This is a genomic window from Janthinobacterium sp. GW456P (assembly GCF_002127655.1).
GTDB lineage: Bacteria > Pseudomonadota > Gammaproteobacteria > Burkholderiales > Burkholderiaceae_D > Janthinobacterium.
This window is the reverse complement of the sequence record NZ_NEHB01000032.1, coordinates 52,272-76,042: the sequence shown is the minus strand read 5'-3', so window position 1 is coordinate 76,042 and position 23,771 is coordinate 52,272. Positions and strand designations below refer to the sequence as shown.

Genomic DNA, 23,771 nt, shown 5'->3' with positions numbered 1-23,771 from the left:
GCTGCTCAACGGCGGCCAGGGCGCCACCCTGCCGCGGCACCCGCCGCACGTGCCCGGCGGCGCCCCGCCCCGCTTCCATCCCTACGTGCCCGAGGCTACGCCGCTGTACCCGCAGCCGCAGGAATTGCTCGACGCGGCCATCGGCGCCGCCGGCCCCGCCAGCGCGCCGGAAAGCCGCGCGCCGCAGCTGAGCCTATCGGTCATCCACGGCAGCATGGCCTCGGCCGATGCGCCCGTCATGAGCGGCTGCTACGCGTCGGAATCGCTGCGCGGCAGCATGAGCTTTCTCGACCGTCTGCTGGCCGGCAAGCTGCAGGAAATCCACGCCCTCGGGCGCTTCCCGCAGCGCCCCGACTCCGCCCTGGTGGTGCTGCAGCCCGATGCGGCGCGCCGGCCCGGCGGCGCCATCGTCATCGGCCTGGGCGCGCTGGGCGAGCTGACGCCGGGCGAACTGGCGCGCGCCTTTGCCGGCGGCCTGCTCGAATACGCGTGCGTCTGCCTGCAGGTGCGCGCCGCCGGCCATATCGCCGCGCCGCCGATGGGAGAGCACGGCTTGCGCGTGGCCAGCCTGCTGTCCGGTTCCGGCTACGGCGGCTTGAGCATCGCCCTGTGCGCGCGGGCCCTGATCGACGGCGCGCGCAGCGCCAACCGGCGCCTCGAAGACGCGGGCATGGCCTGCCGCATCGGCCACATCGCCATCTATGAACAGTCCGAGGCGCGCGCCATCGCCGCCGCCGTGGCCATCGAGCAGATCATGGCCGAAGCACGCTACCAGGGCAGTTTCACGTTCGAGCGGCGCATCCGCCACAGCCCGGGCGGCTACCGGCGCATCCTGCCCAGCCTGAGCGGCGACAACGGCTGGCGCCGCGTGCAGATCGTCGCCGCGGATCTGTCGGGCGCCCTGCGCTTCACGGTGCTGACGGACCGCGCCCACAACAGCGTCGACGAGGAGCCGAATCAGCGGCAAGCCGTCGATGGCCTGATCATGGACGCCACCGACAACACCACCGACCAGCCGGGCCTGTCGCGCGCCCTGTACGAACTGATGCTGCCCAATGGCCTGAAGGCGGCCATCCCCGAGATGCGCGGCCTGATCCTGGCCGTCGACCAGAGCGCCGCCATCTACCCGTGGGAACTGATGCGCGACGAGGCGGGCAGCGAGGAAAGCCCGCTGTCGACGCGCATCGGCATGGTACGCCAGCTGGCCAGCCTGCGCGAGCAGCCGTCCGCCGTCAGCCCGCCCAGCAACAGCGTGCTGGTGATCGGCGACACCGATTCCGGCCTGCCCGAGCTGTCCGCCGCGCAGGCCGAGGCGCAGGACGTGGCGCGCATGTTCGGCGCGTACGGCTACCAGGTGCGCGAGCTGCTGCGCCCGCAGGCGCAGCGCGTGCTGGTGCACCTGTTCGATGAGCGCTATTTCGCCATCCACCTGGCCGGCCATGGCGAAGTGGCCGGCCCCGGCATCGCCCATACGGGCCTGGTGCTGGGACCGAAGACGCGGCTGACGGCGGCGCAGGTGGGTAAATTGAAGCGCGTGCCGCAATTCGTCTTCATCAATTGCTGCCACCTGGGCGACATGCGCCCGGACGCCATCGCGCCCTGGTCGAAACTGGCCTCCAGCCTGGCCACGGCCTTCATTGAAATGGGCTCGCAAGCCGTGATCGCGGCCGGCTGGCGCATCGACGACCAGGCGGCCAGCATCTTCGCGCACAGCTTTTATCACGCCATGCTGAGCGGCGAATACTTCGGCGACGCCGTGCGCCTGGCGCGCGAGGCGGCGTATCTGCAGTTCCCCGCCTCGAACACCTGGGGCGCCTACCAGGCGTATGGCGACGACCGCTACCGCTTCCCGAACACCCAGAGCCGGCCCTGGCAAGCGCCCGATTACCACTACCACGGCCATTTGCTGGCCGACCTGGAAACCCTGCACGCGCGCCTGGCGGGCGCCGATCCCGCGCGCCGCGCGGCCATCGAGGAAAAGCTGGGCAGCATCGAGGAAGCCGTGCGCGCGCGCTTCTTCGGCTGCGCCGACATCCGCGAAAACATGGCCGCCACGCGCGCCGGCCTCGGCGGCCTGGAAAACACCCTGCGCGCCATCGAGCATTACCGGGCGGCGCACAGCGCGGCCGACGGCAAGGTGGGCTTGCGCGCGCTGGCGCACTGGGCGGAACTGGAAATACGCCAGGGCGCGGCCCTGTGCGGCCTCGATGCGGGCTCCGGCATCGAAGTGCCCGCCGTGCCCGACCCGGTGCAGGGACGCCAGCTGCTGCAGGATGGGAAACAGCATATCGACCTGCTGGTGGCGCTGGCGCCCACGGCGCAGCGCCTGGCCCTGCTGGGACGCTACTGGGCCTTGCAGGCGCGCCTCGCCTGCCGCGAGGGAAGCTCCGGCGCGCCGGCCCTGGGCGCCATGACGGACGCCTGCCTGGCCGCGCTGGAAGAAGCGCGGCGGCGCAGCGGCGCGGCCGACTGCGACCTGATTTTCCAGGTACTGGCGGGCGCCCTGCTGTTGAAAGCCCATGGCGACGGCGGCGCCTGGCGCGCGCTCGATCCGCAGCTGGGCGACTTGCTGCACGACGCCATCGCCTATGCGCGCCAGCGCCACGCGGACGAACACCGCGCCATCGACGCCGGCGCCCCCGTGCGCGCCGCGCTGCTGGCGGCGCTGTGGCAGCTGCCGGAAGGCCAGCCCTTCGACGCGCCCGCGCGCGCCGCCTTCCTGGCGCTGTATCACGACGCCGTGCGGCGCCACGGCAGCATCGGCGAACCCGAAACGATCACGGCGCCGCTGCGCTTCCTGCTCGAACTGCTGCCGCCCGACGGCGCGGAGACCGGCTTGCGCAGCGCCGTGCAGGCGCTGGCCAGCCAACTGCAGGCCTCGCTGCCCGGCGCGAGCCCTGGCAGCCTTAGCCTGGCACCACCCCGTAATGGCGCGCATAGCGCTCGTCCAGATTCGCCAGCGGCATCATCATGAACATGTCGGCGCTTTCGAAATCAGGGTCCCAGGCCGGTTCGCCGCAAATCCAGGCGCCCGAACGCAGATAGCCCTTGATCAGCGGCGGCACTTGCGGCTTGTGCGCCGCTTCCACCTGGTGGATGGGGAAAGGCAGGTGCGGCGTGACGCGGTACTCGCTCGGGGCCATGTGCTTTTCGGCCAGCGCTTGGTACACGGCGACGGCGTTATGGCCGCCATCGGCCAGGCTGATGCTGGCGCAGCCGACCAGGTAGTCGCAGCGCTCGCGGCGCATGTATTCAGCCAGGCCCGACCACAGCAGCATGATCACGCTGCCGCCCCGGTATTTCGGGTGGATGCAGGCGCGGCCCGCTTCGACCATGCGGCCGCGCAGGTTCTTCAGGCGGCTCAGGTCGAACTCGTTTTCCGAATACAGGCGGCCGATCTTGGCCGCCTTGGCCGCGCTCAGCACGCGGTACGTGCCCACCACTTTCAGGGTGTCGGCGTCGCGCACGATCAGGTGATCGCAGTGCGCGTCGAATTCATCGCTGTCGAGGCCATCGGCGTTGGCCAGCGACGTCAATCCCATCGTCTCGATAAACACCTTGTAACGCAAACGCTGGACTTCACGCAATTCCGCCGCCGTCGTGGCCTGGCTCAGCACCAGTTGGACCGGACGGGCCTTGGCTTCGTTTGATGCGATTATGTTTTGCATGGTTTCATCCCCTGTGATCAAGACGACTCCAGCGTACTTGCCTAATATGTCAGGAAAATGACAGCCGAATGTCATTTCCGTGACGCAAGTCAATGCCCTGCGGGGATCGTGCATAATTACCACACTCGCCCAGCCGAAAGAGCCCATGACAGACACCGACGCCGTCCATATCACGCCCTACACCAAGCCTGCCGCCGGCTGGGACGCCCTGAAACACGTGGCCATCAGTCTGCGCCAGGAGCGCGTCGCGCCCGCGAATCTGAAGGCGCTGCTGGCGCAAAACCAGCCGGACGGTTTCGATTGCCCCGGCTGCGCCTGGCCCGACCGCCACCACGCATCCACATTCGCCTTTTGCGAAAACGGCGCCAAGGCCGTCGCCGCCGAAGCGACCAGCCGCCGCGCCGGCCCGGAACTGTTTGCCAGCCACACCGTCACGCAGCTGCTGGAACAGTCGGACTACGCGCTCGAGCAGCACGGCCGCCTGACCGAACCGATGGTCTACGACGCCGCCAGCGACCGCTACGTGCCCATCGCCTGGGAAGACGCCTACGCCCTCGTGGGCCGCCACCTGCGCGCCCTGCCCGATGCCAACCAGGCCGCGTTTTATACGTCGGGACGCGCCAGCAACGAAGCGGCCTTTTTGTACCAGCTGATGGCGCGCCTGTACGGCACCAATAACTTCCCCGACTGCTCCAACATGTGCCACGAGGCGACCAGCCGCGGCTTGCCGGCCACCGTGGGCATCGGCAAGGGCACGGTGACCCTGACCGACTTCGAACTGGCCGACACCATCCTCATTTTCGGCCAGAATCCCGCCACCAACCACCCGCGCATGCTGGGCGAACTGCGCGAGTGCGCGCGCCGCGGCGGCAGCATCGTCTCCATCAATCCCCTGCGCGAGCGGGGCTTGCAGCGCTTCATGGACCCGCAAAGCGCGCGGGAAATGGCAACCCTGGACAGCACGCGCCTGGCCGGCCTGTTCGTGCAACCGACGCTGGGCGGCGACTTCGCCCTGATCAAGGCCGTCGCCAAGCGCGTCGTCGAGCATGACGATGCGGCGCAGGCGGCAGGCAAGCCCGCCGTCATCGACCACGCCTTCATTCTTGAGCACTGCAGCGGTTTCGACGCCTTCCGCGACGACCTGCGCGCAGAACGCTGGGAATTGCTGGTGCGGGAGTCGGGCGTGGCGCGCGCGCAGATCGAGGCATTGACGGACATTGTCGTCAAGGGCCGGCGCATCATCGCCACCTGGGGCATGGGCCTGACGCAGCACAAGCACAGCGTGGCGGCCATCCGCATGCTGTCGAACCTGATGATGCTGCGCGGCCAGATCGGCAAGCCGGGCGCGGGATTATGTCCCGTGCGCGGCCACTCCAACGTGCAGGGCGACCGCACGGTGGGCATCGAGGAAAAGCCGACAACCGCCTTCCTCGACCGCCTGGGCCAGGTGTATGGTTTTACTCCGCCGCGCGCGCACGGCCACGACGTGGTGGCCACCATCGACGCCATGCGGCGCGGCGACGTCAAGGTCTTCATCGCGCTGGGCGGCAATTTCGCCGCCGCCACGCCGGACACGCCCGTCACCTGCGCAGCGCTGCGCCAGTGCGCGCTGACCGTGCAGGTGGCCACCAAGCTCAATCGCAGCCACCTGGTCATCGGCAAGGAAGCCCTGTTGCTGCCCACCCTGGGGCGCACGGAGATCGACCTGCAGCACGGCGTGGCGCAGGGCGTGACGGTGGAAGACTCGATGAGCATGGTGCACATCTCGTACGGCCGCAATGCGCCCGCTTCGCCGCAGCTGCGCTCGGAAGTGGCCATCGTGGCCGGCATGGCCGAAGCGGCGGTGGGCAGCAATCTGGTCGACTGGCGCGCGTATGCGGCCGACTATGCGCGCATCCGCGACGATATCGAAAAGGTATTCGACGATTTTTACGACTACAACGCCAGGGTGGCGCAGCCGGGAGGTTTTCATCTGACGGTGGCCTCGCGCGAGCGCGTGTGGAAGACGGCCAGCGGCAAGGCCAGCTTCCTCGTCGCCCCGCTGGACCTCGATACGCCGCTGCACCGCGCCCGCGAGCGCCATGGCGAGCGCCTGATGGTCTTGATGAGCACCCGCTCGCACGGCCAGTACAACACCACCATCTACGGCATGGATGACCGCTACCGCGGCGTGTACGGCACGCGCAAGGTGGTCTTCGCCAATGCGGCCGATCTCGCCATGCTGGGTTTTAAGGATGGCGACATGATCGATCTGATTGGCGCCTGGGATGATGGCGTGGCGCGCCGGGCCGACGGTTTCCGGCTGGTCGCCTATGACATCCCGCGCGGCTGCCTGGGCGCCTACTACCCGGAGACGAATGCGCTGGTGCCGCTGGCCAGCACGGCCGACGGCGCGGGCACGCCGACGTCGAAGTCCGTGCCGGTGCTGCTGGAACGCAGCGCAAGCTACAAGGCGATGCCCGGCGTGTAATCGACGTACGCATCCTGGCGGCAAAAGCCCACCAGCTTCATGCCCGCCTGCGCGGCGATGGAAATGGCCAGCGAACTGGGAGCGGAAATCGTCGCCAGCAGCGGAATCTGCATGCGCGCCGCCTTGCGCGCCAGCTCGTAGCTGCCGCGGCTGGACAGGAAGACGAAGCCGCGCCGCATGTCGATATCGTGCAGCGCCAGATGGCCGATCAGTTTATCGAGGCCGTTATGCCGGCCGACATCCTCGAACGCGTGCACGATGTCGCCGTCGGGCGTGCACCACGCGGCGACATGCACGCCGCCCGTTTCCCGCATCAGCGCCTGGTGTTCGCGCAGACCGCCCGATGCGCGCGCCAGCGCGGCGGGCAAGTCGACGCGGATCAGGGGAGGCGGCAGCGCCGCAGGCTGCAAGTCGAGCATGTCGATGCTGTCGATGCCGCACACGCCGCAGCCCGTGCGGCCCGTCAACTGTCGGCGCCGGTCCTTCAGGCGCACGAAATCCTCCTGCGCGATGCTCAAAGCCACTTCGGCGGAATCGGGACGCAGCAAGACTTCGCAATCGAAGATGGCGGCAGCCGATGCCACCACGCCTTCCGTCAGGGCGAAGCCATAGGCGAATGCCTCCAGGTCGCGCGGCGTGGCCATCATGACGACGTGGGAAATGCCGTTAAAGACCAGCGCGACGGGGATTTCCTCGGCGACGTGGTCGATGGCATCGGTGGACTGGCCCGCGCGATGGCGGACGATGGCGCGTTCGACAAAGCCGGCGCGTTCTGTACTGGTATCTTCTGACATGGCAACCATGGGGGAACTATCACAGGCCCCATGGTAAACCAGAACGGCCAGGCAGGGGGCGGCCCCTGCCCGCGCCATCAATCCTTCTTCGGACGGCCGGTTTTCAGCTGCGGCAAGCCGGCCAGCACGTTTTGCAGCGTGGCCAGGTCGATCTGGCTGATCAGCGCCACGCCGATGCGCAGCAATTCGCTTTTCTTGATCTCGAAACCGGCCTTCAGGCAGGCTTTTTTCACCTGGCCCAGGACTTCGTATTCCGCTTCCGGCATGGTGAAGCTGTCGCGCACCAGTTTCGGCTTGCGGGCTTTTTCCTTGACGGCGGCAACCTTGGCGACCGGCGCTTTTTTCGCTGGCGCAGGCTTGGCGGCGGCCTTGGCCGGAGCTTTCGCTACCGGCTTGGCAGTGGCTTTCGCGGCGGGCTTGACGGCGGCTTTGGCCACCGGCTTGGCTGCCGGCTTGGCTGCCGGCTTGGCAACGGGCTTGGCAACGGGCTTGGCAACGGGCTTGGCCACGACGGCCTTGACCGCCGGCTTGGCGGCTGGCGCCTTGGCAGCGGCGGGCTTGGCGGCAGCTGGTTTCGCTGCCGCCGGCTTCACTGCGGCCGGTTTGGCGGCCACTGGTTTGACGGCGGCTTTGGCCACCGGCTTGGCTGCCGGCTTGGCGGCGGGCTTCACTGCAGGCTTGGCGGCCGGCGCGGCCTTGGCCGCTGCCGCGTTGATCGATGCGCTGGTCGGGAACATCGATACGGGCGCGCTGTCGGCCTTTTTCGCTGGGGCGGTTCTGGTCATGGATTCTCCAATCTAGTAAATAATATAAACAATATATACTGTTTTTTGAAATCTTGCTTGCTGCACATCAAGTCATGCGCATATCATGACCTTCTAGGCGCTGGCGCGGATGGTGAAATCGACCCCGACCTCATCCCAGAATTCCTGCTCCTTCTCGATCCAGAACGACACGGTGGGATGGTGCGCCACCCAGCCGCGCTTGATGTCGAGTTCGATGCGGCTCTTCATGCGCAGGCGCAGTTCGCTGAAATCGGCCTCGATGCGCGCATGCATGAGCAGAATCGACAGACGCAGCGCCAGCACGGCCTTGGCGAAATCGGGGTCGGACAACACTTCGCCGATCTTGCGCAAGTTGCCCTTCTGCGCCAGGATCAGCCGGCTCATGGTCTTCTGTTCGCGCGTGGTAAAACCGGGCAAGTCGGCGTTTTCCACGATGTAGGACGCGTGCTTGTGGTAGCCCGTCTGCGACACGGCCAGGCCCACTTCGTGCAGCAGGCTGCTCCAGCGCAGGCATTTCACCAGGGCGTCGGACGTGGGCTTGAGCTGCGCATACATGGCCAGCGCCTGCTCGGCCACCCGGCCGGCGCGCTGCCGGTCGATATGGAATTTCTCCATGCAGCCCTGCACCGACTGTTCGCGGCGGTCGCGCTTGGTCGAACGCAGGTACAAATCCCACATCACGCCCATGCGCAAACCCGCCTCGATCGGCGTCATGGCGGGAATCGCCAATTCGCGGAACAGGCCGATCAAGATGGCCAGGCCGCCGACGATGGTGCTGGCGCGATCCGGGCGCAAGCCCGGCATGTCGATACGGCTGGTGTGACCGAGTTCGATGAAGCGGCGCGCCAGCGCATCGAGGCTGACGCTGGTGAGCAAGCCGTCACCGAGCTTGTTGCGGGCGATGATGTCGGCGATCGTGCGGATGGTGCCGGAAGAGCCGTAAGCCGTCTTCCAGTGCTGCGGATGGTACGGCGGCGCGGCATCCTCGAAATGGCTGCGCGCCGACAGGATGGCCGCCTCGAACGACGGCGCGTCGATGCGGCCGCCGATGAAGAACGACAGGCTTTGCTTGACCGTGCCCAGGCTGAAGGATTCCACGCGTTCGATCTCGTTGCCGCGCCCTAGTATCAGTTCGGTCGAACCGCCGCCGATATCCATCACCAGCCGGCGTTCGCCGGGAATGGCCAGCGCATTGGCCACGCCCATGTAGATCAGGCGCCCCTCTTCCTCGCCCGAGATGATTTCGATCGGGTAGCCGACGGCTTGCTCGGCCAGCGGCAGGAAGACGGCGCCGTTGCGCGCCACGCGCATGGCCGATGTGGCCACCACGCGCACGGCTTCAAGCTCGAAACCGGCGAGGATGGCGCGAAAGCGCTGCAGGCAGGCCAGCGCGCCCTGCATGGCCGCTTCGGTCAGGTCGCCATTGGCGTCCAGGCCGGCGGCCAGGCGTATCGGATCGCGCACGCTCTTGACCACGCGGATGGTGTCGCCATCATGCTTGCCGATGTGTAAACGAAAACTGTTGGACCCCAGGTCCACCGCTGCATACATACTGGCCTCTTGTCTTGTCATTACTGTGCCAACTGAAAAAGTTGGCAAATTCAGTTGCTAAACTATATAAATCATTTAAACGATTTAAAAATCCTACCACACTACCCTCATCGTATGACAGCGGCGTGACAGGATTGTGACAAAACGGCAGTTGTGCGGCAGCTTACGGCACGATGGTGGTGAACAAATAGACGGCGAAAATCACCAGGTGCACCGTCCCTTGCATGACCGTGGTGCGGCCCGTGCCCAGCGACAGGGTGGCGACCATCAGCGACAGCAGCAACAGCACCGTCGACTTGATATCGAGGCCCAGGGTGATCGTCAGGCCCGTGGCCAACGACACCACCACCACGGCGGGTATCGTCAGGCCGATGCTGGCCAGCGCGGAGCCGAGCGCCAGGTTCAAGCTCGTTTGCAGGCGATTCGCGCGCGCGGCGCGCACGGCGGCCAGGCCTTCGGGCAGCAGCACGATGGCGGCGATGACGATGCCGACCAGCGTCTTCGGCGCGCCCATGGCGGCAATGGCCGTCTCCAGCGCGGGCGCCAGCGACTTGGCCAGCAGCACCACGGCGCCCAGGCACACCAGCAGCGCACCGGCGCTGACCCAGGCGACGGTGGGCGTGGGCGGCGCCGCATGCACCTCTTCATCGCCGACGGCTTCCTTGGGCAGGAAGTAGTCGCGGTGGCGCACCGTCTGCACCAGCACGAAAGTGCCGTACAGGACCAGCGAGATGACGGCGATGAAAATGAGCTGGCTGGAATTGTAGTACGGGCCGGCGGCGCTCGAGGTGTAGTTCGGCAGCACCAGCGTCAAAATGGCGATGGCCGCCAGGGTGGCCAGCGACGCGCTCACGCCCAGCAGGCCGAAGCTCTGCTCGCGGTGACGCCCGGCGCCCAGCAGCAGGCAGATGCCGACGATGCCGTTCAAAATGATCATGATGGCGGCAAACACGGTGTCGCGCGCCAGCCCCGTCGTTTCCGGCCCGCCGGCCAGCATCAGCGAGACGATCAGCGCCACCTCGATCAGGGTCACGGCCAGCGCCAGCACCAGGGTGCCGTACGGTTCGCCGATGCGGTGCGCCACCACTTCCGCGTGGTACACGGCGGCCAGCACGCTGCCGATCAGGCCAGCCACCAGCAGGATCTGATAGGCGCCGCCGAGATTGAAGGTGGAACCGAACAGGAACAACCAGCCGGCAAGCGGGGCGGCAAGCGGCCATACAGGCAGGGATTTGAGCATTTTCATTATGGGCCTGGCAAGAGTAAAAAAGGGGAACTGCGGTGCGGACGGCAAAGACAGCCTGGCGTGCATGCCACAGCATAACTTGCCTAGCTTAAATGAATGTTAGGGAATGCACACGTCCGGGTGCCGGCGCCCCGCGCCTGGGTCACCTCTAATCACCTTGCCACAGTGCACCTGCTCGCTACCAGTAACTATAGTCCCGTTGGTAACATGCCGTTGCAATTTTCTTGTCTTCTTGCTTGCTGCCGGCGTCATACTGCAGGGTACGCCTTCGCGACAACGACCAAGGACACACCATGATTTCAGTAAACAGCACCGCCATCCGCACATTCATCTTCGCCAGCAGCCTGCTGTGCGCTGCCGCGCACGCGGACACGCCGCCCGCGCGCGAAGCGCAGATCGACGCCAACTGGGCCACCCCGCCCACGCCGGTCCCAGAGGCACGGTGGCAAGACAGCCTGCCGCCCGCGCCGCCCGTGGCGCCGCGCGAAGAAAAGATACTGCCCAAAAGCGAATGGCTGAGCGTCGAACCGATGAAGGCGCCGGACCGGCGCTGCGATCCCGGCCTCGACGCCCTGTTCTTGCCCAAGGAATGCGGCAAGGAACCCAGCTGGCTGGGCTCGCACAAGAAGTAATCCGGTTTAGATATCGAGGGTGCTGGCGCCCTGCGCCTCCACTACCCTGTTGCGGCCCGCCTGCTTGGCCGCCTGCAGGGCCTCGTCGGCCCGCTTGAACAGGCTGACGGTGCTGTCTTCGGCGCGGATGGTGGTCACGCCCAGGCTGGCCGTCAGCTGCAGCACGGCGCGCTCCGTCTTGACGGGCAGCGCTTCGACGGCGGCGCGGATGCGCTCGGCCACCATCAGCGCATCGGCCAGGGTCGTGCGCGGCAGCTGGATGGCGAATTCGGCGCCGCCCAGGCGGCCCATCAGGTCGCTGTCGCGCAATTGCTGGCGGCAGGTGTCGACGATGGTTTTCAGCACGGCGTCGCCGACCGGATGGCCATAGCTGTCGTTGACGCGCTTGAAATGGTCGATATTGAGCACCACCAGCGCCGTCGGCAGCCCCGGGCGGCGCGCCAGCGCCATCCACGGCGCCAGCGCCTGGTAAAAGCCGCGCCGGTTCGGCACGCCCGTGGCCGCATCGAGCACTTCCAGGCGCGCCAGCTCGCCGCCCAGTTTTTCGCGCGACAGCAGCAGATAGCCGAAGGCGTTCGTCAGCATCATCAGGTACAGGGCGCCGAAACCGGCCAGCTGCATCAGTTCCGCATCGAAACCGGGCATGCTGGCGGCCAGCACGCCGCGCGCGGCGATCAGCAGCGACAAGATGCCCATGCTGACGACGAGGAAGCGGCGCAGCATACTCGCCTCGCGCCATTTCAGGCATAGCGCGGCCACGCCAGCGAGGAAAAAGCCGGCCACGATGAGCGAACCGCCGGCGCTGCGCAACAGCGGCGCCACGTCGAACAGGTAACAGGCGGCAAACAGCCCGATCGCCGCGCCCAGCGCCGGCAGCACGGTGCGGCGCCAGCCGCTGCGCCCGGCCGCCTGCCACAGCGCGCCCGCGTCGAGCGCCATGCCGGCAAACAGCAGGCTGTTGCCCAGCAGGATGGAGAGGAAATCGGGCAGCACGCCGCGGAAATACAGCAGACACCAGGCCACGGCCTGGCATTGCTTGGCCACCGCCCAGGTGGACATGCTGAGCGACTTCTTGCGCTCGTATTCGAAGAAAAACAGGGCCGCGCACAGGCTCAGGTTGCCGAGCGCCAGGGCCAGTACCAGGGTCTTGATATCCATGGGCTACGCCATCGCCGCGCAGGCGCGGCACGCTGTATCAGATTTCGTGTTCGACATTGGTGCTGCCGTCGCCGATCTTGCTGGCCCACGCCTGCACGAAATACTGCTTTTCCACGTCGCTGGGCGCCTCGTGCCAAAACACGATGAGGGTGCCCTTGTGATCGTGGATCTGCGCCACTTTTTCAATGAAGCCGAGATTGGCGGCCTGGTCCGCCAGCGCCGCCGCGTAGCCGTACACGCGCGTCAGCCGCTCGATGCGGTCAGGCTCCGTAAAACTGTTCGTCGCCGTAATGATGGGGTGATCCAAAAACATGCTTGTCTCCATGGTGCCCGACTGCGCGGCCGTGCCGCCGCGCGCCGTATGTCTGCATATACGCATGCTCGGCGCGGATTAATCGGGTATGCTCACGGGAGCTTATCAGATTTCTCTGAATGCAACAAAGCATCTTCCCCAGTCCACTCAGCGAAGTCGTCCCATGCCGGAACACAGAAGCATCACCCCGCTTGCCCCGCAGGTGCATACCTGTGGCGACCGGCGCCGCCTGGAATTTCAACCCGGCATGATCCAGAGCGAAATGCTGCTGTCGCGCCCCGACCATCTGCTGCTGCGCTATGCGCGCGCCATGATGTGCTTTACCCTGTTCGTGCCGCGCCCGCGGCATATCCTGATGGTGGGCCTGGGCGGCGGTTCGCTGCTGAAATTCTGCCACCGCCACCTGCCCGACACCCGCATCACGGTGCTGGAATTGCGCGCCGACGTGATCGCCCTGCGCGAGCAGTTCATGCTGCCGCCCGACGACGCGCGCCTGCGCGTCATCGAAACGGATGCCGTCAGCTATATCCGCCAGCATCCGGGCTGCGCCGACGTGCTGCTGCTCGACGGCTACGACGAAACGGGCTTGCCGCCTGCCCTCGGCAGCGCACGCTTCTATGCGGACTGCCTGCGCGCCCTGCTGCCGGGCGGCGTGCTGGCGGCCAACCTGTTCAGTTATGACGAACACTATCCCGCCATGCTGGCGCGCCTGATGCTCACCTTCCGCGGCGCCGTGTGCCACTTCGACGGCATCGCCGGCAACAACCGCATCATCTTTGCCGCCAGGCCGGACAAGCTCGGGGCGGGCCGCGCCCTGCGCGTCGTGCGCCTGGTGCGCTGGCGCCGCGCCGCGGGGCTGGCTTTCCTGAACCGGCTGCTGCCGGCATGGCAACTGTGGCGTTTGCGCCGGCAATCAGGCGCACGCAACAACTGATAGTCGCCCGCCGTGGCCATAGATATTGTTGCTTATTAGCAGCGATCTGGTGCAAAATTCGCATGATGGATGTGGTTTATGACAAACTACGGCCTGCGCGGGCCCGCAGGTGCTGCCGAGCAATTGTGTCCATGAAGTGAGATAGGAAAACCCATGCTGCGTGGCCGCCTGCCATTGTCGATTTCCGCCGCGGCCGCGCTGACCTTCGCCTGCGGCGTCAGCGTGACGGCCGTGCTGTTCGTCGCCATCAGCCAGCTCGAATACGACAAGATGAGCCTGAGCCTGCAGCAGCGCGCCGGCGCCAGGGTGGCCGCCATCGAGCAGGGACTCGACGACGCCGTCGAGGTGCTGACCACGACGAACCAGCTGTTTGCCGCCGTCGCGCCTGTCACGCGCGAACAGTTCCACGCCTTCACCACGCCGCTGCTGCGGCGCCACCCGTTCATCCAGGCCTTCAATTTCCACCGCATCGTGCCGCATGCCCAGCGCGATGCCTTCGAGGCCGAGCTGCGGCGCATCGCACCCGATTACGCCATGACGGAAATGCGCGATGGCGTCATCGTACCCGCGACGACGCGCGCCAGCTACCTGGTGGTCGATTACCTGGAACCCTTGCAGGGCAACCGCCCCGCCTTCGGCCTGAACGTCAGCCCGAACGGCGTACTGGCGCGCGCGCTGGAACAGGCCATCATCAGCGGCGAGACCACCGCCACCGGCCTGCTGGCCCTGGCGCAGGGACCGCAGCAGGGCTTCGTCATCGTGCGTCCCGTGTACCGCCACGGCGTGCCCCTGCAGACGGTACAGCAGCGGCGCGCGGCACTGATCGGCGATACGGCGGTCATCGTGCGCGCCGGGGAACTGGTGCAGAAAATCCTCGCCGGCGCCGACCTGCTGGGCGACCCGCAGCTTGAACTGAGCGTCTACGCCGACGCCGGCGCCGACCCGCGCCAATTGATCTTCCGGCATGGCCAGGCGCCTGCGGACGAAGCGGGCGGCGCCTGGGAGTCGCTGCCGCGCTGGCTGCACTTCGCCGACCACAGCCACTATGACCGGGCATTTGCATCCGCCGGCCGGCCGTGGCATGTGCGCGTGGTGGCCCATCCGCGGCCCTTCCTGGCCGACCACCTGGGCTCGCTGTTCACCGTGATCATGGGTTTGCTGTTCAGCTTGCTGACGGCCGCCTTCGTGCAGTCGCTGACGCAGCGTTCGCGCCGCGTGCAACTGCTGGTGGAGCAGCGCACGGCCGACCTCAAGCGCAGCAACGAACTGCTCAGCGCCGACGTGCGGGCGCGCCAGCGCACGGAGCGCGCCCTGCAGGAAAGCGAAAAGCGCTTCCGCCGCCTGCTGGCCCTGTCCTCGGACTGGTACTGGGAGCAGGACGCCAACTTCTGCTTCACCCACATCACCAGCGGCTTCACGGACAAGTCGAACATGCCGCTGGAACGCTTCATCGGCATGACGCGCTGGGACAACAACCCGGAGATGCGCAATTCGCGCTGGGGCAAGCAGCATATCGCCAACCTGGAAGCCCACCTGCCCTTTTCCAACCTCGAATATGCGATGCACGACCGCAATGGCCAGCTGCGCTGGTTCAGCGTCAATGGCGAACCGCTGTTCAACGAGTTCGGTGAATTTCGCGGCTACCGCGGCACGGGTTCCGAAATCACGGAACGCAAGCTGGCCGAGCAGCAAATCCAGCACATCGCCCACCACGACGTGCTGACGGGCTTGCCCAACCGCGCCCTGCTGCGCGACCGCCTGGCGCAAGCGATGGCCCTGTCGCGCCGCAAGAACCGCGCGCTGTGGGTGCTGTTGATCGACCTCGACCGCTTCAAGTTCGTCAACGACAGTCTCGGTCACAAGGCCGGCGACCTGCTGCTGAAAACCATCGCCACGCGCCTGCAGGCCAGCCTGCGCGAAACCGACACGGTGGCGCGCCTGTCGGGCGATGAATTCGTCGCCATCCTGTGCGAACAGGCCGACGAAGTGCTCAGCGCCGCCATCGTGCAACGCGTGATGGATGCCGTGGCGCAGCCGGTACTACTCGACGGCAAGGAATTTTTCGTCACCTGCAGCATCGGCGTGGCCGTCTACGACATGTCGCGCTACGACGCTCCCGGCGACGTGACCCTGAATGGCGAGACGCAAAACCTGATCGAGCAAGCCGACATCGCCATGTATTGCGCCAAGAAACAGGGCCGCAACAATATCAAGTTCTATACGACGGCCATGAACCAGGCCACCCTGGAGCGCCTGCGCATCGAGACGGCGCTGCGCAACGCGCTCGAACGCGAGCAGTTCGTGCTGCATTACCAGCCGCAGGTAGACCTGGCCAGCGGGCGCATCGTCGGCGTGGAAGCGCTGCTGCGCTGGCAGCACCCGGACCTGGGCATGGTGGCGCCGCAGCGCTTCATCGCGCTGGCCGAGGATACGGGCCTGATCGTGCCGATCGGCGCCTGGGTCATGCGCGAAGCGTGCGCGCAGGTGAAACGCTGGCACGCGGCGGGACTGCGCCACCTGCGCCTGGCCGTGAACCTGTCGGCGCGCCAGTTCAACGAACCGAACCTGGTCGCCTCGATCGCCGAAGTACTGGCCGACACGGGCTTGCCGCCCGCCTGCCTGGAACTGGAACTGACGGAAAGCCTGTTCATGCACGACGTGGCGCTGGCCGTCAGCCAGCTGCACGACATGAAGGCGCTGGGGGTGCAGCTGTCGATCGACGACTTCGGCACCGGCTATTCCAGCTTCGCCTACCTGCGCACCTTCCCCATCGACGTGCTGAAGATCGACCGCAGTTTCGTCGGCGACGTGGCGCGCGACGCGGACGACGCAGCCATCGTCGTCTCCATCATCGCCCTGGCGCACAATCTGAAACTGCGCGTGGTGGCCGAAGGCGTGGAAACGGCAGAGCAGCTCGATTACCTGCGCCAGCACGGCTGCGACGAGGCGCAGGGCTATTACTTCAGCCACCCGCTGCCGGCACATGAGGTGGAGGCGCTGCTGAGCAGCGCGCACGCGACTGCATAAGGTCAGGCCGGCGTGCTATTTCTTGTATCTGAGCGTAAACCTGAACGGTACTACCATCGCGCAAGGCTGGCCTGCGCAACGGCCCGGTGTAAACCGGAGATGCATGAACATGGCCGCCGCCAGCTTGCCGGACTCGCTGTCCGGGCTTTTCAGCAGGGTGACATTCTGCGCCACGCCCTGTTCATCGACACCGACATTGACGTGCAACTCGCCGATTGCGTCCTTGTATGAGATCAGGCTTTGCATGGCGCGTGATATTTCCAGTATGCCCTTTTCCGGATACGGCGGCACATCGTCATCCTGCAAGACTGCGTAGTCTCTTTTCACAAGCTGCTGCTGCTCCGGTGTCAACTGGGCGTAGGACTTTTCCGGGGGGACGTCAAAGCCCCCGGAGGCAGTGCCACGAATGTTCGAGCCAATCGCCGCACTTTGTTCCTTGATGGTGTACAGCTTGCTTACCACGGGCAATTCCGGCTGCGCCGTCAAGTGGAAGCTACCATTGAAGCGCCCCGTCAGCACGCGTCCGTTGGGATACAATATCTCACCGTTACCAACCGGTCGTCCTTTGCGCCATTGCCCACGATAGGCGCCACCCATAAAAAATGTCATGGTGCCGTGGCCCTCCGGACCATCCTGCCAGCCCCCTTCATACTGATCGTCGCCCGGAGAGCCAAACTTGACATTGCCCACCGGTTTGTCCTGCTCGAAATTGCTTTCCAGCTTTTTCCCGTCCTTGAAGATCACCACGGCAGGACCCTGCAGCATGCCGTCCCGGTAGTTCCCTTCATGCAAGCTGCCGTCCGCCCACTGTGAAATGCCTGCGCCTTCTGGCGCGCCCTTGCTCATCGCTCCTTCATAACGTTCCGTTGGCTTGCCGTCCTTGCTCCACTGCAAAGCTCCGGGTCCGCTGGCATAGCCATCGCTGCAAGCGCCATTCCAGTAAGCTGTGTGTCCGGTCACCCGCGCATGCTCGACAACGCGGCAGTCCGCTTTGCCCGCATAGGTGATGCCGGCGGCGCCAGCGCTGGACATGTATAACAAGACGATCAGGGCAAAATGTTTGTGCATGTTTTTTTTGCAATGTTCTAAGTTGTAACATGCTAACATGGCCTATATAATAAAAAATGCACACTTTCTCACGCAAGGCATCACGGTTTTATTGCAGGCACTCCTGGCGCAGGCAGCCTCGCCCCGATCTCGAACTCATCCCAGCCGGCATGCAGCCCTGCCTCGGTAAGAAACGTCCCGACATCCCGAATTCTGTCGGCCGTGATCCGCATCTCCGGATGCTCCCATAGTGCATCGCACTCCGTGCAGACGATCACCTGCTGCCCCGTTTTTTTGATGCTCGCGCGCATCAGGTCGCCATATTCGCCGCAGGTGGGACACTCCATGCCATGCTCCTTCATAGCCAGCCTTACAGCTTGTGCTGCAGGAATTCGAGGAAACAGCTGATGCGCTGCGCCAGCTGCGTGTTGCGGTAGTACACGGCGTGGATCTGCTGGCGGTAGCCGGTGGAGAACGGCTGCAGCACCTTGACCAGGCGGCCGGCGGCGATATCGTCACGCGTCATGAAGTCGGACAGGCAGACGATGCCCTGGTCGTGCAGGGCCAGCTGGCGCAGGGTTTCGCCGCTGGAGGCGGCCAGCGCGGGCACGATCTGCAGGCTGTTGCCCGCTTCGTGACGCAGTGGCCAGTTGTTGCCCAGGTCGTACTGGGCAAAGCCCAGCAGCGCATGGCCGGCCAGCGCTTCCGGCGTGGCCGGTTCGCCGTGGCGCGCCAGGTAGGCGGGCGTGGCCAGCACGTGCAGCGGGCTGGCGGTCAGCGCGCGCGCGTGCAGGGTCGAGTCGACCAGCGCGCCGATGCGGATGGCGATATCGGTGCGGTGCTCGAGCAGGTCGGCGATCTGGTCGTTGCTGGTCAGCTCCAGGCGGATGTCCGGGTACATGGCGCGAAATTCGGCCACGTGCGGCACCACGCAATGGAGCATGAAGGGAGACGCCGCATCGACGCACAGCCGGCCGGCCGGCTTCTGGCGGCGGATGCGGATCGACTCTTCCACGTCTTCCATCGAGGCGAGGATGGCGCGCGCCTTGTCGAGGAACAGCTGCCCCTCTTCCGTCAGCTCCATGCGCCGCGTGGTGCGCGTCAGCAGCGACGTGGCCAGCTTGTCTTCCAGCCGGGACAGGGCGCGGCTGACGCCCGACGTGGTTTGCCCCAGGTGCACGGCGGCCGCGCTCAGGGTGCCGCTGTCGATGACGGTGACGAAGATTTTCAGGTCGTCCGAGTTGATGTCCATTCTTGCCCTTGTTTCACAGATCAGGGCATTATAATGGATTGCGCGCAATAGTCAGGTAGCCTGGCCCGGCTGCGCGCTATGTCAGGCAACGTAGAACAAAATGGCGATAAAATGGCAGCTACTGCCGGCCAGCACGAACAAATGCCAGATGCCGTGGCCATGGCGCAGCTTGTGGTCAGTGGCGTAAAAAGCGATGCCGCCCGTGTAGCAGAGGCCGCCCGCCACCAGCCACAGGAAGCCGTTCCACTCGAGCGCGGCCAGCAGCGGCTTGATGCCGATGACGATCAGCCAGCCCATGGCCACGTAAATCACCAGCGACAGGATGCGCGCGCCTTTCGCGTACACATATTCCTGCACGATGCCAAACAGGGCCAGGCCCCAGACGACGCCGAACAGCGACCAGCCCCACGGTCCGCGCAGGGTCACCAGCATGAAGGGCGTGTAGGTGCCCGCGATGAGCAGGTAGATGGCGCAATGGTCGAGCCGCTGCAGCACGGCCTTGGCCTTGCCGCGCACGCTGTGGTACAGGGTGGAAGTCAGGTACAAGGTCAGCAGCATGGCCGCATACACGCTGCAGCTGACGATTTTCCAGGGGTCGCCCGTGCGGGCCGCCGCGACGATCAGGATGACGCCGCCGATGGCCGCCAGCGCGGCGCCCACCGTATGGGAAATGCTGTTGAACCGTTCACCGTGGTACATGCCTGACCGCCCGCTGCGTTAAAAACAGGCTCATCCTACACGCTTGGGGAGATCGGGGTGCGCGGTTTGCGCAAGGCAAGGGTCGGGAAAGCCGGGGCGCATGCGATTGCCACCCCGCTATTCCTGCTCAAACTATCAGGCAGCTTCGGCCTTCTTGCGCGCGGGACGGCGCGCCGGGGTCTTGCGCGGCGCCTTGGCAGGCTTGTCTTCCGCCACGACGGCCACTTCCACCGGCGCCGCCTCAATCACAGGCGCCACTTCCGCCACGGCTTCAGCCGCCTTTTTGGCCGGCTTCTTCGCCGCTGCCGCCTTGCGGGCCGGCGTGCGCGGCTTGGCCTTAGTCTTCGCTTCGGCGGCCGCTTCCACGATCACTTCGGCCACAGGTTCAGGCACGGGCGCAGGCATGACTTCCACCACCGCCACCTCGACGGCCTCGGCGCGCGCTTCACGTGCGCCATCGCCATTCTTGCGGCCGCCACGGCCATTGCGGCGCGAACCGCGCTTGGCGTTGCCCTCTTCCGCCACGACCTCGACCGCGGCTTCGGCCACTTCATGCACGATCTCGGGCTGCGGCGCGCGCGCATACTGCTCGACGACAGCCGATTCAGCATCGGCTACCGGCACGAAAGCCTGTGGCGCGGACTCGCCGCGGCGCTGCTCGTTCTGCTTGCGGCCGCCACGGCCATTGCGGCGCGAATCGCGGCGGCTGCCGCCATCGCGGTGATTGCCCTCTTCCGACGTCGCGCCGGCTTCGCCGCCGGCGACGATGGCTTCGCTGGCGGCTTCCCCGTTCACGGGCGCCGCGACAGGCACAAGGCCGCTGCTGCGGTAGACATAGGCGCCCGATTTCTCGTCGCGGCCAAATTCCAGCAAGCCGCGCGTCTGCGCTTCTTCCAGCAGGTTGCCGAAGGTGCGGAAACCGTAATACGATTCGCTGAAGTCCGGCTTGCGGCGCTTGATCGCCTCTTTCAGCATCGAGGCCCAGATCTTGCCGCTGTCGCCCCGTTCGGACACCAGCGCGTCGAAGGTAGCGACGGCCATCTCGATCGCTTCCGTCTTGCGCGACTCGTATTTTTCCTTGCGGCGCACTTCTTCGTCGGGCGAGCGCTTGGCCGCCGGGGCTTCGCGCGCGTCGCGCTTGGCGGCCGTGCGGCGGCTCTCGCGCACCAGATCATCGTAGAAAATGAATTCGTCGCAATTGGCCACCAGCAGGTCGGAAGTCGACTGCTTGACGCCCACGCCGATCACCTGCTTGGCGTTTTCGCGCAGTTTCGACACCAGCGGCGAAAAGTCGGAATCGCCGCTGATGATGACGAAGGTGTTCACATGGGCCTTGGTGTAGCACAGGTCCAGCGCATCGACGACCAGGCGGATGTCGGCCGAATTCTTGCCGGACTGGCGCACGTGGGGAATTTCGATCAGTTCGAAGTTCGCCTCATGCATGGTGCCCTTGAAACTTTTATAACGGTCCCAGTCGCAATATGCCTTCTTGACAACGATGCTGCCCTTCAGCAGCAAGCGTTCGAGGATGGGCTTGATATCGAATTTTTCGTAATTTGCATCTCGCACGCCGAGCGCGACGTTCTCGAAGTCGCAAAACACGGCCATGCTGAGGTTTTCTGGGGATGACGCCATAAGGGTGAATTCTCGCTGATGATAAGGGCGGATGGGGAGCGCAAGGCTTCCCTTTTCCCCTAGTATATTCGCCCATCCCCCGTTTCGGCGACAACTATCGTGCGCGGCGGCCTATTGCGCCCCGCCGGCGGCGCCCGCGCTGGCGCCGCCGACCGGCCAAACAACGCTTTCATCGACCGAATACAGCTGGCACGGCAGGCTGCTGCGGCGCTGGCACGACGCCAGCGCGCGCACGTCGGGGCTTTCGCCCTCCTCGGCCCAGCCCCAGGCCCCGCTGGCCGACAGGGCAAAGGCGCGCGGCGCGGTTTTCTCGAGGAAGTCGCGGTAGGCCGCGCGGCCCTGCTCTTCCAGGTAGGGCACGGCGGCGATATCGTCCTGCGGCGCGAAATGCGTGGCGGGCGGCGATGGCGCATCGGCCACGCGGTAGACCTGGCGCACCGGCATGCCGATCTTCTGCAGGAAGCGTTCGGTGGCCGGCAGCCACACGGCCACCCCGTCGCGGCTGCCCAGGGTCAGGTGGGCATCGCGCTTGAACGGGCCGTAGGCGAGCAGTTGCGCCTGCCCGCCAGATCCCGTGAATGAGCGGAACAGGCGCTGCGCCAGGACCGGCCCGAAGTAGGAATCGTTGGCGCCATACAGCCACAGGCTGGGAATGTGGTTGTAGGCGCCCAGGGTGGCGAAGGTCTTGGCCAGCGCCCCTTGCCAGTCGCAGCCCGGCATGTCGACGCGCAGGCCGCCGGAAAAATTGAGCACGCCGCGCACGCCGGGCACCATCCGGGTGGCCAGCGCCAGCGCCGCCATGCCGCCATACGACTGCCCCGCGACGACGATGCGCTGCGGGTCGACCCAGCTCTGGCGGCGCGCATACGCCAGCGCGGCCAGCATGTCGCGCGCCTGGCCCTGGGCGTTGCCCAGCATGTCGCAGCCGGCATCGCGGTAGGCGCCCGTGGAGCGGGCAAAGCCGGCGCGCATGGGCAGCATCACGGCATAGCCGCGGCGCACGAATTCGGTGGCCATATAGATAAAGCGCTCGCGCTGCTGCAGCCGGGCGGGACCGGCCTGCTTGCCGTGGTTCATCAGCAGCAGCGGGAACGGGCCGGGGCCGGGGGGACGGAACACCGTCGTTTCCAGCGTCTCGCGCAAGCCGTCGCCGGCCGGCACCATGATCACCTGCTCGTTCAGGCGCGCATCGAGCGGTAGCTGCGAGGGAACAAGCTGGGCTTTCAGGGGCAGGCAAGGCAGGCTGAGCAAAAAACCCAGCAAAATGGGGCGAAGCAGGTGGAAAATGACGGACTCCGTGGATGACTTCCCTGCCAGTCTAGACAGTGAAATGCCACAGAACAATATAAAAAAATTACGTGACGCACCTATTTTTTGCGGCAAGCACCTGCGGAAAAAATTGTTGCTTTAGACCACCACACTTTTTCCGCTGGCGGGAGTAAACTGGAAGCCTTCTGAAGGAGTCGCCATGTCCATATCCGCCCTTACCACCGGCACCTCGGGGCTGACCGCCAACCAGCGCGCGCTGGATGTGGCCGCCAACAATATCGCCAATGCAAATACGCCGGGCTTCCAGCCGCAACAAGCCCAGTTCCAGGAAGCCAGCCCGGCCGGCACGGGCGTCACCCTCTCTGTCGAAGGGCGCAAGCTGGCCGCCACGGAAAGCGTCAGCGGCGCCAATGCGACCGCGGCCAAGGCGGCCGAAAGCCGGCCGAACGGCGTCGGCCTGGCGTCGGAGCTGACCGATAACCTGGTCTACAAGGCCGGTTTTAATTTATCGGCGAATGTCGTCAAGGCGGCCGACCAGGCACTGGGCAGCCTGATCGACGTCAAGACTTAAGCACCGTCACTAGCGCTTAGATAGTCTGTTTTTGCATTTCCAGCGCCAATGGCGCCATCGCCGGCGCAATCAGCGCCAGCAGCCGTTCGGCCGGAATGCCGTCGCGCGCCTGCACCGACAAACCGTGCAGCAAGGCCGCATAATAATCACCCAGCGCCTGCACGTCCGCCTCCGCTTTTAACTCTCCCGCCAGCTGCGCCGCGCGCAGGCGCTCGATGACGGCTTGCGTGCGCGCGCGGCGGTGCTGCGCCAGCCAGTCGGCGATGCCCGCGTTTTCCGCGCTCGTGTTCGTGGCGGCCGTGACCACCATGCATCCTTGCGGCTGGCCGCTGCGCGTGTACAGCAGCACGGCTTCTTCCAACATGCGCGCCACCGCGTCGCGCACGTTCAGGCTGGCCGCCAGCGCGTGCACGGCAAACGCGCCTTCTCCCGTTTCGTACAATTCCACGGCTTCGCGGAACAGCTGCTCCTTCGAGCCGAACGCCGCATAGATGCGCGCCGAGGCGATGCCCAGCGCCGCCACCAGGTCGGCCATCGACACCCCCTCGTAGCCGCGCGTCCAGAACGCGTCGCGCGCTTTTGCCAGCGCCAGCGCGCGGTCGAATTCCCTCGGTCTTCCTGCCATTTTGATCCTCTGCTTGCGAAGTGGCGGCCAGTATAACGCCTGGCGCCCGCGGCGCGTTCCCGATTTATTTTGCATCACGGGCTTGACCGCGCCAA

At 65.8% G+C, this 23,771-nt stretch carries 20 protein-coding genes; 6 read left to right on the top strand and 14 right to left on the bottom strand.

Annotation, left to right across the window (positions count from 1 at the left end; all coding sequences use genetic code 11):
• On the top strand, nt 1–2,974 hold a 2,974-nt coding region (locus tag CBW66_RS23720), incomplete at its 5' end, for a CHAT domain-containing protein (protein ID WP_139843068.1).
• Here the strand turns inward: CBW66_RS23720 and CBW66_RS23715 are convergent.
• Entirely contained in the window at nt 2,907–3,668 is a 762-nt protein-coding gene (locus CBW66_RS23715) for a GNAT family N-acetyltransferase (protein ID WP_046683713.1), read from the bottom strand. The genes CBW66_RS23720 and CBW66_RS23715 overlap by 68 nt on opposite strands.
• Nucleotides 3,669–3,813: 145 nt before the next feature.
• On the opposite strand from CBW66_RS23715, the gene CBW66_RS23710 reads away from it, so the two are divergent.
• Nucleotides 3,814–6,138 carry an FdhF/YdeP family oxidoreductase gene (locus CBW66_RS23710; protein ID WP_086139588.1) on the top strand — a complete coding sequence of 775 codons (2,325 nt, stop codon included), beginning with the start codon at nt 3,814–3,816 and terminating at the stop codon, nt 6,136–6,138.
• Here CBW66_RS23710 and fdhD read toward each other — a convergent pair.
• The 4 genes from fdhD to CBW66_RS23690 all read right to left on the bottom strand — a co-directional run bounded on the left by fdhD (nt 6,114) and on the right by CBW66_RS23690 (nt 10,514).
• Nucleotides 6,114–6,941 carry a formate dehydrogenase accessory sulfurtransferase FdhD gene (fdhD, locus tag CBW66_RS23705; RefSeq protein ID WP_086139587.1) on the bottom strand — a complete coding sequence of 276 codons (828 nt, stop codon included), beginning with the start codon at nt 6,939–6,941 and terminating at the stop codon, nt 6,114–6,116. The two genes, CBW66_RS23710 and fdhD, sit on opposite strands and share 25 nt — an antisense overlap.
• A 68-nt stretch (nt 6,942–7,009) precedes the next feature.
• A complete protein-coding gene (locus tag CBW66_RS23700; protein ID WP_230492269.1) occupies nt 7,010–7,717 on the bottom strand; it encodes a hypothetical protein in 708 nt (235 codons plus the stop codon).
• A 93-nt stretch (nt 7,718–7,810) separates the two neighbouring features.
• Complete coding sequence (locus CBW66_RS23695; RefSeq protein WP_086139586.1) at nt 7,811–9,268, bottom strand: Ppx/GppA phosphatase family protein; 1,458 nt, start codon at nt 9,266–9,268, stop codon at nt 7,811–7,813.
• A 163-nt stretch (nt 9,269–9,431) separates the two neighbouring features.
• Nucleotides 9,432–10,514 carry a calcium:proton antiporter gene (locus CBW66_RS23690; RefSeq protein ID WP_086139585.1) on the bottom strand — a complete coding sequence of 361 codons (1,083 nt, stop codon included), beginning with the start codon at nt 10,512–10,514 and terminating at the stop codon, nt 9,432–9,434.
• Between the two features lie 293 nt (nt 10,515–10,807).
• Between CBW66_RS23690 and CBW66_RS23685 the strand changes: the two genes are divergently transcribed.
• Nucleotides 10,808–11,146 (top strand): hypothetical protein, encoded by a 339-nt coding sequence (locus CBW66_RS23685; RefSeq protein WP_086139584.1) that lies wholly within the window; start codon nt 10,808–10,810, stop codon nt 11,144–11,146.
• Between the two features lie 6 nt (nt 11,147–11,152).
• On the opposite strand, the gene CBW66_RS23680 is transcribed toward CBW66_RS23685, so the two are convergent.
• Both CBW66_RS23680 and CBW66_RS23675 read right to left on the bottom strand, forming a co-directional pair.
• Nucleotides 11,153–12,304, bottom strand: a complete 1,152-nt coding sequence (locus tag CBW66_RS23680) for a diguanylate cyclase (RefSeq protein WP_086139583.1) — start codon at nt 12,302–12,304, stop codon at nt 11,153–11,155.
• Nucleotides 12,305–12,341: 37 nt separating this feature from the next.
• Nucleotides 12,342–12,617 (bottom strand): hypothetical protein, encoded by a 276-nt coding sequence (locus CBW66_RS23675; RefSeq protein WP_086139582.1) that lies wholly within the window; start codon nt 12,615–12,617, stop codon nt 12,342–12,344.
• Between the two features lie 163 nt (nt 12,618–12,780).
• On the opposite strand from CBW66_RS23675, the gene CBW66_RS23670 reads away from it, so the two are divergent.
• Both CBW66_RS23670 and CBW66_RS23665 read left to right on the top strand, forming a co-directional pair.
• Nucleotides 12,781–13,551 carry a transferase spermidine synthase gene (locus CBW66_RS23670; RefSeq protein ID WP_086139581.1) on the top strand — a complete coding sequence of 257 codons (771 nt, stop codon included), beginning with the start codon at nt 12,781–12,783 and terminating at the stop codon, nt 13,549–13,551.
• 153 nt (nt 13,552–13,704) lie between these two features.
• Nucleotides 13,705–16,578 carry an EAL domain-containing protein gene (locus CBW66_RS23665; protein ID WP_086139580.1) on the top strand — a complete coding sequence of 958 codons (2,874 nt, stop codon included), beginning with the start codon at nt 13,705–13,707 and terminating at the stop codon, nt 16,576–16,578.
• Nucleotides 16,579–16,593: 15 nt separating this feature from the next.
• Here CBW66_RS23665 and CBW66_RS23660 read toward each other — a convergent pair whose 3' ends face one another.
• The 6 genes from CBW66_RS23660 to CBW66_RS23635 form a co-directional block, all read right to left on the bottom strand.
• Nucleotides 16,594–17,646 (bottom strand): hypothetical protein, encoded by a 1,053-nt coding sequence (locus CBW66_RS23660; protein ID WP_170932987.1) that lies wholly within the window; start codon nt 17,644–17,646, stop codon nt 16,594–16,596.
• Between the two features lie 80 nt (nt 17,647–17,726).
• On the bottom strand, nt 17,727–17,972 hold the full coding sequence (locus CBW66_RS23655) for a hypothetical protein (protein ID WP_086139578.1): 246 nt from the start codon (nt 17,970–17,972) through the stop codon (nt 17,727–17,729).
• 23 nt (nt 17,973–17,995) lie between these two features.
• Nucleotides 17,996–18,877 (bottom strand): LysR family transcriptional regulator, encoded by an 882-nt coding sequence (locus CBW66_RS23650; RefSeq protein ID WP_086139577.1) that lies wholly within the window; start codon nt 18,875–18,877, stop codon nt 17,996–17,998.
• Between the two features lie 81 nt (nt 18,878–18,958).
• On the bottom strand, nt 18,959–19,576 hold the full coding sequence (locus tag CBW66_RS23645; protein WP_070222989.1) for a hemolysin III family protein: 618 nt from the start codon (nt 19,574–19,576) through the stop codon (nt 18,959–18,961).
• 135 nt (nt 19,577–19,711) lie between these two features.
• Nucleotides 19,712–21,211: an NYN domain-containing protein gene (locus CBW66_RS23640; protein ID WP_086139576.1), complete on the bottom strand. Its 1,500-nt coding sequence runs from the start codon at nt 21,209–21,211 to the stop codon at nt 19,712–19,714.
• Between the two features lie 111 nt (nt 21,212–21,322).
• The gene (locus CBW66_RS23635; RefSeq protein WP_230492270.1) at nt 21,323–22,462 is read right to left on the bottom strand and encodes a dienelactone hydrolase family protein; all 1,140 of its coding nucleotides are present in this window, start codon (nt 22,460–22,462) and stop codon (nt 21,323–21,325) included.
• Nucleotides 22,463–22,679: 217 nt separating this feature from the next.
• Between CBW66_RS23635 and CBW66_RS23630 the strand changes: the two genes are divergently transcribed.
• Nucleotides 22,680–23,051 (top strand): flagellar basal body protein, encoded by a 372-nt coding sequence (locus CBW66_RS23630; protein WP_086139575.1) that lies wholly within the window; start codon nt 22,680–22,682, stop codon nt 23,049–23,051.
• A gap of 16 nt (nt 23,052–23,067) precedes the next feature.
• On the opposite strand, the gene CBW66_RS23625 is transcribed toward CBW66_RS23630, so the two are convergent.
• Nucleotides 23,068–23,676: a TetR/AcrR family transcriptional regulator gene (locus CBW66_RS23625; protein ID WP_086139574.1), complete on the bottom strand. Its 609-nt coding sequence runs from the start codon at nt 23,674–23,676 to the stop codon at nt 23,068–23,070.
• Nucleotides 23,677–23,771: the final 95 nt, after the last annotated feature.